At 64.4% G+C, this 12,701-nt stretch carries 10 protein-coding genes; 4 read left to right on the top strand and 6 right to left on the bottom strand.

The annotated features are described in order from the left end of the window. The 3 genes from CSW57_RS10820 to CSW57_RS10810 all read right to left on the bottom strand — a co-directional run bounded on the left by CSW57_RS10820 (position 1) and on the right by CSW57_RS10810 (position 3,639). Complete coding sequence (locus tag CSW57_RS10820) at positions 1–441, bottom strand: SRPBCC family protein (RefSeq protein ID WP_099382783.1); 441 nt, start codon at positions 439–441, stop codon at positions 1–3. Between the two features lie 100 nt (positions 442–541). Further along, entirely contained in the window at positions 542–2,836 is a 2,295-nt protein-coding gene (locus CSW57_RS10815; protein WP_099383312.1) for an FHA domain-containing protein, read from the bottom strand. Between the two features lie 11 nt (positions 2,837–2,847). Then, entirely contained in the window at positions 2,848–3,639 is a 792-nt protein-coding gene (locus tag CSW57_RS10810; RefSeq protein ID WP_099382782.1) for an LppX_LprAFG lipoprotein, read from the bottom strand. A gap of 159 nt (positions 3,640–3,798) precedes the next feature. Between CSW57_RS10810 and CSW57_RS10805 the strand changes: the two genes are divergently transcribed. From CSW57_RS10805 to CSW57_RS10790, 4 genes are all read left to right on the top strand, one after another. Then, a complete protein-coding gene (locus CSW57_RS10805; protein WP_099382781.1) occupies positions 3,799–5,292 on the top strand; it encodes a cytochrome b5 domain-containing protein in 1,494 nt (497 codons plus the stop codon). Positions 5,293–5,340: 48 nt separating this feature from the next. Beyond that, positions 5,341–6,528, top strand: coding sequence for a type III polyketide synthase (locus CSW57_RS10800; RefSeq protein ID WP_099382780.1), 1,188 nt, complete (start codon positions 5,341–5,343; stop codon positions 6,526–6,528). Positions 6,529–6,540: 12 nt separating this feature from the next. Continuing rightward, on the top strand, positions 6,541–8,244 hold the full coding sequence (locus CSW57_RS10795) for a cyclic peptide export ABC transporter (RefSeq protein WP_099382779.1): 1,704 nt from the start codon (positions 6,541–6,543) through the stop codon (positions 8,242–8,244). Positions 8,245–8,328: 84 nt separating this feature from the next. Beyond that, positions 8,329–9,222, top strand: a complete 894-nt coding sequence (locus CSW57_RS10790) for a DUF4436 family protein (RefSeq protein WP_223249186.1) — start codon at positions 8,329–8,331, stop codon at positions 9,220–9,222. Between the two features lie 7 nt (positions 9,223–9,229). On the opposite strand, the gene CSW57_RS10785 is transcribed toward CSW57_RS10790, so the two are convergent. The 3 genes from CSW57_RS10785 to lon all read right to left on the bottom strand — a co-directional run bounded on the left by CSW57_RS10785 (position 9,230) and on the right by lon (position 12,426). Continuing rightward, positions 9,230–9,553: a TfoX/Sxy family protein gene (locus CSW57_RS10785; RefSeq protein ID WP_099382778.1), complete on the bottom strand. Its 324-nt coding sequence runs from the start codon at positions 9,551–9,553 to the stop codon at positions 9,230–9,232. A 24-nt stretch (positions 9,554–9,577) separates the two neighbouring features. Then, on the bottom strand, positions 9,578–9,919 hold the full coding sequence (locus CSW57_RS10780; RefSeq protein WP_099382777.1) for a DUF3140 domain-containing protein: 342 nt from the start codon (positions 9,917–9,919) through the stop codon (positions 9,578–9,580). Positions 9,920–10,089: 170 nt separating this feature from the next. After that, entirely contained in the window at positions 10,090–12,426 is a 2,337-nt protein-coding gene (lon, locus tag CSW57_RS10775; RefSeq protein WP_099382776.1) for an endopeptidase La, read from the bottom strand. Positions 12,427–12,701: the final 275 nt, after the last annotated feature.

The following is a 12,701-nucleotide window of genomic DNA, read 5'->3' as shown; positions in this document are numbered from 1 at the left end:
TCAGGCGGGCTTGTCCAGCTGTGCCTTCAGCGCCGAATCGGTGTGGCGCACAGCCTGTCCCACGACAGGTTCGATCACTGCCCCCAGTGCGCGGCCGGCAATGCCTCCGGGGAGGTCATACGACATCTCGACGTTGACGTCGGTGCCGGTCGCGGTGTCCTCGAAGCGCCACACCGTCGCGGCGGAGAAGCCTTTGACCGATTCGAGGCGGACCATCTCGTTCTCGACGAACTCGGTGACCTCGAGGGTGGCCTTGAGAGCCTTCGGGCCGACGTTCATCACCACGTCGAACGTGGCTCCGAGCCCATAGATCGTCTCCGACACCGGTTCGAACTTCTTGACACCGAACATCCAATCCGGGACGTGCCGGTGGTCGTTGACATAGGCAAAGGCTCGTTCTCGCGTCGCCTTCACCTCGGAACTGTGTCGGACAACTCCCATGGACAACCCCCACCAATCGTCTGCGATTCGCGGACCCACCTCTGGACCACGGCTTTCTGCACCCTATCGCGACCGCATCTCGGAGCCCTGAGTCGAGGTTTCATGCGGATCGTTTGAGTCGCAAACGGCTGTAGATGAACCCCAGAAGCAGCAGCGCGATGACCCCGAGCACGCCATAACTCAGGCCAAGAGTCGCGACATCGTGTTTCCACATCGGTTCGTCCTCGGTGGCGGCACCAGGGGTGGTCCACTGGACTTCCACGGTGGACGCCGCTGCGGCATAACCCCACCGGGCAGGGACGAGCCAGGCAAGTTGCTCGAGGCCCATCCGGCCGTGGAGGGCGAAGAGCCCGCCGCAGAACACCAGCTGCACCATCACCACCACCACAAGCGGCGGCATCGTCTGTTCCGGGGTGCGGACCGTCGCCGAGATCGCCAGGCCGATGAGCGCACCGATACAGGTGAGCAGCGCGAGGTCGATGCCGAGTTCGATTGCGCCGGGCAGGTATACACCCTTGCCCGGTGTGCCCCGGCCGGCATAGGTGATCACCAGCATGATCACTGTCTGTGCGATCGCGGCGAAGGCGAACACGATCACCTTGGCGCTGAGGTACGCACCTGGTCGCAGGCCGACGGCACGTTCGCGCTCGAAAATGGACCGCTCGCCGACGAGGTCGCGCACCGTGAGCGCCGAACCCATGAATGTCGCGCCGATCGACAGGACCACCAGGATCTGAAGTGTCTCGGTGGTGCCGGGAGCGTTCAGTCCGAAACCTGCCGACCCCGGGATCACCAGGGTGAGTGCCCCCAAGACAACGGGAAGCAAGATCAGGAACATCAGATAGCCTCTGTCGGCGAAGATCAGGCGTATCTGACGACGGGCGATCGTACTGACCTGGCGCAACGCGCTGGTCTGACGGGGTCGTGGCCGCGGCGCCGATGGCGATGGGGGTTGCGGTGGTCGGCGGCGCAGCGCCGTCGACCGGTAGCGGGTCGCGGCCTCATCGGGTCGCGCCGCGACGTACGCGAAAATCTCTGCCCAATCACCGGTCCCCATGGCGGCATTCACCGACTCCGGCGGACCACAGAATGCAGTCTTACCGCCGGGGGCCAACAGCAGGACCTGATCGCAGATCGACAGATGCGCCACGGAGTGGGTGACCACGATGACAACCCGGCCGGCGTCGGCGAGTCGGCGCAGGGTCTGCATCACCTGGCGGTCGAGCGCCGGGTCGAGGCCGGAGGTGGGTTCGTCGAGGATGAGAAGCGCCGGGCCCGTCAGCAGTTCCATCGCCACCGATGCCCGTTTACGTTGTCCCCCTGACAATTTGTCGATGCGGGTGCCGGTGTGCTCGGTCAGTTGCAACTCGGCGAGCACCCCGTCGATCACCGCGTCGCGGTCGGCACGGGACATGTCAGGCGGCAATCGCAACTGCGCGGCGTAGCGCAGGGCCTGGCGCAGGGTCAGTCGTCCGTGCAGCACGTCGTCCTGCGGGACCATGCCGATGCGCGTTCGCAGGGCCTCGTACTCCTCGTGGACGCTCCGACCTTCGAAGGTGACCTGGCCGGCGGTGGGATGTCCGGCACCGGACACTATTCGGGAGACGGTGGACTTCCCGGCGCCCGACGGCCCGATGATCGCGGTGAGAGTACCTGGCGCAGCGCTGAACTCGATGTCGCTGACGAGTTGCTTCCGGTCGACCGTGAGGCTGACCGAGCTGACGTGGACACCGCCGGCGACCACCGACTGGTCCTGCCCGCGGACGAGTTTGCCGTCCGTGACCACGAAGTCGCTGTTGCCGATGGTCACCACGTCGCCGTCGGACAGCTGGTGTCGCATCACGCGGCGACCGTTGACGTAGGTGCCGTTGACACTGCGTAGGTCTTCGATCAGCAGCCCCTGTGGTCCGCTGATCATCTGGGCGTGACGACGCGAGGCGAGCACATCGCTGACCACGATGTCGTTGTCGGGTGTGCGCCCGATCCGGACCGTGGAACCACGGGCGATGTCCATGGCCTCGCGCTGCGGTGGCGGCGACTGGTTCTGCGCAACGGCCTGCAGGTGAGGCATATTCGTCGGTGCGATGGTCTCGACCACCCGGATCTGGAGGAGCGGGCCGTTGTGGGGGTCACCGAGGCGAATCTGTTGCCCACGGCCCACCGGCACCGATTGCACACGCCGGCCGTCGAGGTAGAGGCCGTTGGTGCTGCCCTCGTCGGTCACCACCCAGCCGCCCTGCCAGCTGACCATCGCGTGGCGCCGCGAGATGAGCGGGTGGTCGACGGTGATGTCGCATTCGGGTATCCGGCCGATGGCCAGCTGCGGGGCCGGCCGTACCGACCGGGGTACACCGTCGACCCACACTTGCAGATCGGTCCTTGTGGGCGCGGTCATCTCACCACTCGTCACTGCTGTGGGCTGGCGATGGTGAACGGCTTCTGCCAATCAGAGGTGATGATGTCCACCTTCCCGTCGTCGACGGTGATGGTCGCTTGGACGAGGTTGTACGGCGCCTCGGCGGCGATCCACAGGGTGATCGGCAGCGTGGGTTGTGTCTTGTCGATCTCGGGGAGGATCGGCTTGAGTTCGGCGCTGGCAATGGTGCCCTCCACCTTGATGGCCTTGACGCCGTTGATCTCCTCGGTGCCGGCAGAGGTCGGATCCTGCACCTTGGCAATCACATTCGCCAATCCGAGGTCTTTGTCGAGGATCACCGCGGGGTCGTAGATACGGTTCGCCGGTCCCATGTTCGTGTACTCGCTGCCGCCGTCACCCTTCGTGTAGAGGTTGCCCTCGGAGACGATGAACTCCGACTGCGACAGGTTGTTGTTGATCCGGAACTCGCCGTCACCCTGCGCTGCGACAGCGGGTCGGCTGGTCACGTCGCCGGTCAGATTCTGGATCGGCAGACTGTCGATCGAATCGCTGACATCGAGCACGATGTGTACCGAGTTCATCATTCGTGTCGTCTGAGAACTCTGCTCGACCACCGCGGCGGGATCGGACACCGCCACCGACGGTGGGGCCTCCCGTGAACTCTCCAGAACGGGCGGAATCGACTGTGTGGTAGTGGGATCGGAGTTCGACCCACCTCCGCATGCGGTGAGCAACACGGTGGAAAGCGACAGGGCGGCGGCGGCCGCGACGAGGGTGGTTCGCGAACGGACGGTCCGCGCTGGGCTGGGTTGATTCGGCATGGTGACGGACGCTAGTGGACTGCCGGCGACCCCGGAAGTCGGTCATTTGAATTCACGTCGGTGAGCGGCTCGGGAACATTCCGGCATGGCACTGCCTCCTATCCGCAACCGAGGCAGAAGCCGTTCCCAGCGAACGGTGTGACACACGAAGGACAGCGCATGACTGACACGCATGTCGGGGATGAGGCAACCGACCTCGACCAGCCGGCAGAGGATCATGATCTGGGCAGAATGCCCGGTCCCGACGGCGGGCCGCGGCTGGCGAACGTCTGGGTCTACCGGGGGCGCGCCTACGACCTGACCGAGTGGATCTCCAAGCATCCCGGCGGCGAGTTCTTCATCGGACGAACCAAGAATCGCGACATCACCTCCATCATCGGTTCCTACCACCGTGATCCGGAGAAGATCGAACGGATGCTCCAGAAGTACGCGCTGGATCGTGACGCCGTCGTCGAGGACATCCACCCGAAGGCCAACGCCCCTGACTTCCTCTTCAGGGAGAACTTTGACAGCTGGCGCGACACCCCGCACTTTCGCTTCGACGACAAGAACGATCTCCTCCACCGGATCAAGGCCAGGCTCAAGGAGCCTGAGCTGGCCGCCCGTCTGAAGCGGATGGACACGGTGTTCAACGTTGTGGTGATCGGCCTCGTGGTCGCCTACTTCGCGGTACAGGGACTCCGGCTGTTCGACACCAGCTGGATGCCGTTGCCCGCCTTCGTGGTTGCCATGGTGGTACTGCGCTGCGGCATCGCCGGTTACGGACACTATGCGATCCACCGTCCCCAGAAGGGTCTGACAAAGGCATTTGTCAGCGCGTTCGACGTCAACTATGTTGCGTTGTCGTTTGTCACCGCGGATGGCCATGCCCTGCTTCATCATCCGCATACGCAGAGCGAAGTGGACATCAAGAAGAACGTCTTCACCTTCATGATGGATCTGCCCAGGTGGTTCCGGGTGCCCATCCACACCGTCCACAAGTTCGGTCATACCGCGACGGGCATGGTGGTGCGGCTGCTGGAGATCTGCAAACTCACCCGGCAGGTCGGCATCGCCGACATGTACGGGTCATGGAAGGGCGGCCTGCCCCACTTCATCGGTGCCTTCGGTGTCAGGGCCCTGTTGATCTCCGAACTCGTGATCTTCATCGCGATGGGTGATGTGTGGGCCTGGGTCCTGCAGTTCGTCGCAACCCTCTGGTTCAGTACATTCCTCATCGTCGCCAGCCATGACTTCGACACCGACGCTCACGAACATCCCGACATCGACACCGACGACTGGGCGGTGGATCAGCTCGAGAAGGCCTACGACTTGAAGATCGTCGGCAACCGTTACATCGACTGCTTCCTGTCTGCCGGCCTGAGCTCGCACCGCGTCCATCACGTACTCCCGTTCCAGCGCAGTGGTTTCGCCAACATCGCCACCGAGGATGTGGTGCGCGAGGAGTCGGCGGCGTTCGGGGTCGAGTGGCTACCCGCGAAGAGCTTCGTCACCGACCGACTGCCCAAACAGTGCCGTGTCTACCTGGGATCGCGGTCTCGGCCGGCCCAAGAACACGGGTGGGGATTCTTCCGCGAACACTTCTCGCCTGCGGCGCTCAAGACCTGCGCCGATTACACCATCAAGGGATTCACCGGCCTCGGAACGGTCTGAATCCGAACATATTGCATTACAACGCCATTGCACCCGAAAGGAACTCCCATGACAGTCATCCCCGACCACCCGCTCACCGGACCACACTCCACCCACGTGGGCCGCCGCCCGGTGGCCCGGCCGACACTTCCGCCCGCTCCACCGACCACGGTTGCGGTCATCGAGGGTATCGCCACCGGCGCACCCGACCAGGTCTTCACCCAGCGCGAAGCCGCCGAGGAGGTTGCCGCACTGTTCGACGATCCGAAGCAGCGCGAGCGTATTCGGCGGGTGTACGACAAGACGCGGATCAACGAGCGGCACCTGGCCATCAACCCGACCGACCCCGAGTTCAGGGCCTTCAGTCAGGAACGGGCCACCATCCGGGAGCGCATGAACCTGTACCTCGAACACGCCGCTCCGTTGGCAGTCGACGTCGCGCGTCGTGCGCTCGGTGCCGTTCCCGGTGAGGTCCAGGTCGGTCTCCTGGTGTTCGTCACGAGCACCGGATTCATCGCTCCCGGAGTGGATGTGGCCGTGATCAAGGAACTGGGTCTGCCCCGCACGACCAGTCGTGTGGTGGTCAACTTCATGGGCTGCGCAGCAGCGATGAACGGTATTCGGATGGCGACGGACTTCGTGCGCGCCAATCCTGACAAGAAGGCCCTTGTCATCTGTCTGGAGATCTCGTCGGTCAACGCCGTGTTCGCCGACGACATCAACGAGGTCATCACCCACAGTCTGTTCGGCGATGGCTGCGGCGCTGTGGTCGTCGGTGCCAGCGAGGTCCGCCACCCGATCCCGGCCGGCAACATCGTCATCCGCGACACGTTCAGCCACCTGCTCGACGACGCCGAGGACGGAATCGTGCTGGGCGTCAACCACAACGGGATCACCTGCGAGCTGGCCGAGGATCTCCCGGGTTACATCTATCGGGGTGTGGATCCGGTGATCAGCGGGGTTCTCCGCTCCCACGGACTCGGTAAGTCCGACATCGACCTGTGGGCAATCCACCCCGGCGGACCGAAGATCATCGATGAATCGGCGCATTCCCTCGGCCTCGACCCGGCTTGCGCCGAATCGAGCTGGGACATCCTGGCGCGCTACGGAAACATGCTCAGCGTCTCGCTCGTCTTCGTACTCGAGCAGATGGCCAAGCGGACCTCCGACGCCAACAGGGTCAGCACGGGCATCGCATTCTCTTTTGCCCCCGGGGTCACGCTCGAAGGCCTTCTCTTCGACATCGTCCGGAAGTAGCAGGCAATCACCATGCAACTCATCCGCTTTCTCGTGTCGGTGTCGTGGAAGGGCATCGCGGTTGCCGTGCTGGCCGGCCTGATCGGCGGTGCAGCCAACGCGTACCTGGTCACCCAGATCAACAGCATCATCTCGCCGGACAAGCATCCCGGTCATACCGTCGAGCTGTTCTTGCTCACCGCCGCCGTCGTCCTGGTCACCGGTCTGCTGTCCCAGATCCTGCTGATCCATCTGGCGCAGAACGCGATCTACCGTTTACGGGCCAAGCTCAGCACCGGAGTGGTGTCGGCGCCCCTCGAGCATCTCGAACGTCTCGGCATGCACAGGCTGATGGCAACGCTCACCGAGGACGTACGTGCGCTGTCGCAGGCAGTGTCGGCGATCCCGAGCATCTGCATCGACGCCGCGACCATCGCGGGTTGTCTGGTGTACCTGTCGGTGGTGTCGGGAGTCATCTTCGCCATCACCGTCGGCTCCACCCTTGCCGCCATCGCCTGCGTGGAAACCGTGCTCAAGCGTGTTCGCAAGATCTACCGCAATGCCCGCGAGAACGAGGACGACCTGCTCAGGTCTTTTCAATCGGTGACGCTCGGTATCAAGGAGCTGAAGCTGCACCGGGGCCGTCGACGTGACTTCATGGACCGTCACCTCCTGGGTACCGCGGAAGCGTTGCGTGCCAAGAACGTCGAAGCCGGCACCAAGTTCTCCGTGGCCCAGGGATTCGGACAGCTGTGTCAGCTCGGCACCATGGCGTTCATCCTGTTCGGACTGGCAGTCATCCTCGAACTGCCGCGCGAGGTGATGGTCGGGTACGTCCTCATCACCACGTTCCTCGCCATGCCGATGCAGAACATCATGCATCTGATCCCCGACCTGTTGCGCGGCGACGTTGCCCTGAAGAAGATCCAAGAGATGGACCTGTCGATGTCGTCGATGCACGACGAGTCGAGTCTTCCGTTCACCGACCGGCCGCTGGCCAGGCATGCGCGGCTCGAACTGTCGGGGCTCGGCTACACCTATCGCGGGGAACAGATGGCCGGTCCGCCGCCACCGCCTGGCGCACCTCACCCGGCCGGCCCCCCGGCGGCGGGTTTCCATCTCGGACCGATCGATCTGGTGCTCGACCCCGGCCAGGTCACCTTCATCGTGGGCGGCAACGGCAGTGGGAAATCAACGCTCGCGAAATTGATCACGGGACTCTATGCCCCGCACTCCGGCAGGCTCACGCTCAACGGTGAGCTGATCACCCACGGCAACGTCGAGTGGTTCCGGCAGAACGCATCAGCGGTCTTCACCGACTTCCACCTGTTCGAGGACTACCTCGGGTTTCGACGGCCCGGCATCGACGACGAAGTGCGGCGCTACCTCGACCAGATGCAGATTTCACACAAGGTGTCGGTCCACGAAGGCCGGTTGTCCACGCTTGCGTTGTCGCAGGGACAACGCAAACGGCTCACGTTGGTCACCGCACTACTCGAGGACCGGCCGATATACGTGTTCGACGAATGGGCCGCAGATCAGGAACCTCAGTTCCGAGAGGTGTTCTACCGCAACATTCTCGCCGACCTCAAGAGGGCCGGGAAGACGGTTGTGGTGATCACACACGACGACCGCTACTTCGACGTCGCAGACCAGCTGGTCAAGCTCGACTTCGGCCAATTGCAGCAGGGCCGGCCGTTGTCGCACGCAGCGATCCTGAGCGAAGCCGCAGGTTGACCCGCCTCGGCCGATACACTCACTTCGAGCCGAGGTCGATCCGTCGGCATCGTGAAGCGGTGTATCGAGGGCGGGAGGCCACGGGTGGCGTCAAAGGTGGACAACGTGTCGGCGGACGGTCGGGAGACGGCCAAACGAGGAACGTGGTGGCGTGGTCTGCTGATCGTGCTGGGCGTCGTGGTGGTCTACGTTGCGGTTCTCCTCGGTTATGCGGCTGGTGACGGCGACTCCGGAGAGGATGGCCGGGTGGCCGTCGACAACGGTGTGCTGGTCTACCTCGACATCGACGCCGTCAACGGCAGTGATTTCTCCGTGGCGGCGAATGTCTCGGTGTACCCGGGCAAAGACCTGGTGGGCGACAACGGATATCTGAAGAACGAACTGGTGGTGGACGTCTCACCGATCGCCGCCGATGGGCGACTGGTGTTCAACAGTGGGACCAGGGTGGGTCCGCTTCCGGTCAAGCTCTATGCGAACGGCGACATCCGGGAGTGGCCTCTCGACGAATACCGGTCCGACAACGTGGTGGTGCGCGCCTTCAGCCAGGCGTCGTCACCGGAGGCCGGCACCGTCTCGTTCCCGTTGCCGACAGATGTGGTGGTGACCGACTCACTGACAGGTTGGGACGTGACGTCCGATGACCAGGACGCCGGTGGGGGACAAGCCTTCACGATCTACGCGGATCGGACGGCCGGATCGCTGGTCTTCGATCTCGCGCTCTGCGTGGTGCTGATCGTCCTCCCCGTGTGCGCCCTGTTCGTGTCGATCCAGACCGTACGGCGGCGCAAGGCCTTTCAGCCGCCGATGGTCACGTGGTTCGCGGTGATGCTCTTCGCGGTGCTGCCTCTGCGAAACATCTTCCCCGGGTCGCCACCGTTCGGTTCCTGGGTGGACTACTCGGTTGTTCTCTGGGTGGTCGCCGGGTTGGTGACCGCGATGTCGCTGTACGTCATCGCATGGTGGCGCCAGGCACCCTGACTGCCGGTTACGCCAGCCGCGCTCGGGCGACGCCGCGATCCACCCACGTCTGGAGTTGCTTTCTGGTCTTGACGCCGTCCGTGGCCACGCGGATCCAACCGGCAAGCTCCTTCCCACGCATCACCATCGGCGACACGTGGGCCCGGCCGAGCAGAGTCGTGGATTCGTCCGGGTCGACCCGGACCATCAGTCCGCCCTGCCCGCTGATCGCCACGGCCATGTGCCCGTCGATCAGGAACGCCAGACCACCGAACATGCGTTTTTCCGAGACGCCCGCCTCGGGACCCATGAGTTCTCGGACACGGTCGGCCAGGTGCGTGTCATACGCCATGGATCAAGTGTGCGACAACCGACTTCATTTTGTGGGGTCGTGGCCCCAATTCATCAGCGAGTAGCGCCAGGCGGTGTCGGAGACGTCGCCGGAGGGGCGCTGAGCCAGATGCCGATGGACGTAGCCGACGACCTTGCGCATGTGTGCGGCATCGTCATCGGTCAGGTCGCTCTTGGTGGCACGCAGGATCTCCACGATCCGCCGGCCTGACTTGTGGCCGGTCGATTCCCCGCCCGAGCTCTTGTCCCCCACGTCTTTCGACTCGGGGGTGTCGAGGAAGGACTCCAGTTCGCCGGCCGTCATGTTGACTGCCTGTTTCCAGTCATCCCACACCTCGGCCACCGCATCGTTCGCCTGTGTACTCATCGGGCGGTCCTTTCCTCGGACGTCGAGATCGATACTGAGCTCTACCTCGATGCGGTGGTGTCGAAACCTAGTACAGCCACCCGTGACAGAACTCCGCCCACCGGTTCCCGTGTACCCGCGCGCCGCCTGAGGCGGTTGAGAGAGGTGAGAACAGGTGGGCGGAGAATCGATCAGGCTGCAGCGGTTGCCTTTTGATCGGCAGCAGGCTCGAGCGCCTGGGCGATGATGTCGGCGACGTCGGTCATCGGCAGCACGTTCAGTGCCTCCAACACCTCGGCAGGCACGTCGTCCAGATCGGGCTCGTTGCGTTGCGGGATGAAGACCGTGGTCATTCCCGACCGCGCGGCGGCCAGCAGCTTCTGCTTCACGCCACCGATGGGCAGCACCCGTCCATTGAGGGTGACCTCGCCGGTCATCGCGACGTCGGCCCGCACCTTGCGTCCGGTTGCCATCGACACCAGCGCGGTCACCATCGTGACACCTGCGGACGGACCGTCCTTGGGAGTTGCGCCGGCTGGGACGTGCACGTGGATGCTGCGTTCCAGTGACTTGGGGTCGATGCCGAATTCGACTGCGTGAGAACGCACGTAGCTCAGCGCGATCTGTGCCGACTCCTTCATAACGTCACCGAGTTGTCCGGTGAGGACCAGTCCTTCGCCATCGGTGGACCCGGCTTCGATGTAGAGCACATCGCCGCCAAGTCCGGTGACCGCCAGCCCGGTTGCCACACCCGGCACGGCCGTCCGCTCTTCGGCGTCAGGCGTGAAGCGGGGGCGGCCGAGGTACCCGACCAGGTCGGGCTCGTCGACCCGCACCTTGGCGGAACCGCCTGGGCTATCGGTGCCGGCCAGTGCCGTGGTCACCTTGCGCAGCAGTTTGGCCAGGAGCCGCTCGAACTGTCGCACACCGGGTTCGCGCGTGTAGTCCGCCGCGATCTTGCGAAGCGCAGCGTCGGTCACTTCCACCTCGTCGTCGGTGATGGCCGCCCGTTCCTGCTGCCGAGGCAGTAGGTAGTTCCGCGCAATGGCAACCTTGTCGTCTTCGGTGTAGCCGTCGATGGTCACCAATTCCATACGGTCGAGCAGCGCCGACGGGATCTGTTCGATCACGTTGGCGGTCGCCAGGAACACCACATCCGACAGGTCGAGATCCAGGTCCAGGTAGTGGTCGCGGAAGGTGTGGTTCTGCGCCGGATCGAGCACCTCGAGCAGCGCGGCGCTGGGGTCACCGCGGTAGTCGGCGCCGACCTTGTCGATCTCGTCCAGCAGCACAACAGGATTCATCGATCCCGCTTCGCCGATGGCACGCACGATACGTCCGGGCAGCGCGCCGACATAGGTACGCCGGTGTCCTCGTATCTCGGCCTCGTCGCGGACGCCACCGAGGGCGACGCGGACGAACTTTCGACCGAGGGCGCGGGCAACACTCTCACCCAGCGACGTCTTGCCGACTCCGGGAGGTCCGGCCAGCACCATCACCGCGCCCGATCCACGACCACCGACGACCTGCAGGCCGCGTTCGGCGCGGCGAGCGCGGACGGCCAAGTACTCGACGATGCGGTCCTTGACGTCGTCCAATCCGTGGTGATCGGCATCGAGGATGGCGCGGGCGCCCTTGATGTCGGTGGAGTCGGTGGTGGTCACGTTCCACGGCAGGTCCAGCACCGTGTCCAACCAGGTTCGGATCCAGCCCGTCTCGGGGCTCTGGTCGCTGGCGCGTTCCAGCTTGCCGACCTCACGTATCGCAGCTTCGCGCACGTTGTCGGGTAGCTCGGCCGCCTCGACACGGGCGCGGTAGTCGTCGCTGCCGTCGGGTTCGTCCTCGCCCAGTTCCTTACGGATCGCGGCCAGTTGCTGACGCAGCAGGAACTCTTTCTGCGTCTTCTCCATGCCGTCGCGGACCTCGCCGGCGATCTTGTCGTTCACCTCGACCTCGGCCAGGTGATCGCGGGTCCACGTGATCAACGTGGTCAAACGCTCTGCCACGTCAGGGGTTTCGAGCATCTGTCGCTTCTGCACGTCGGTGAGGTACGACGCGTAGCCGGCGGTGTCGGCCAGCGCCGACGGGTCGCTCAGTTTGTTGACCGAGTCGATGACCTGCCAGGCCTCGCGGCGTTGCAGCATGGCCAACACGAGCTTCTTGTACTCGGCAGCCAGTTCGCGCACCTCGTCGGTGACCGCGGGTTCGGACACTGCTTCGACCTCGACCCACAGCGCTGCGCCGGGGCCGGTGGTTCCGGAACCGATGTGGGCCCGGGTCTCGCCCTTGAGAACAGCAGCCGCTTCGCCACCGGCCAGCCGGCCGACTTGCACGATCGAGGCGACGACGCCGTAGGCGGGATAGCGATCGTCCAATCGAGGGGCGACCAAGAGTTTGCCCGCCTCCGAGGCCTTCGCGGCGTCGACGGCGGCGCGTGCGGCATCGTCCAGTTCGACCGGGACCACCATGCCGGGGAGCAAGACGGGGTCGGTCAGGAACAACACCGGCAAGCGATTCAGTTCGCTCATGTTTCCTCCAAAGTTAAGTACTTCGGGCTCAACTTTCCGGTGGTGGTCTTTGTTCCCGCTGGTAGTCCGTGTTCTTCGAGAGCGAAATCGCGATCGCGTTCAGTGCTACGCAGCCCGGTACTCAGCGCTTACCGGCGCGCCGGACCATCCTGGCACGACGTTGGACTGGCCCCGCCGCTCTCTTGTGTCGAGCACATCGCGTAAGCCGCGCTCGGCCCTCTCCTCGATCCAGGGCTGACGGGTCCGGTTGAGCCGACGACGGTCGGCCCGACTTC

Origin of the sequence: Williamsia muralis, from assembly GCF_002735905.1 — a bacterium.
GTDB classification, from domain to species: domain Bacteria; phylum Actinomycetota; class Actinomycetes; order Mycobacteriales; family Mycobacteriaceae; genus Williamsia; species Williamsia muralis_A.
The sequence above is the reverse complement of the archived record's forward strand: the minus strand, read 5'-3'. Positions and strand labels throughout refer to the sequence as shown.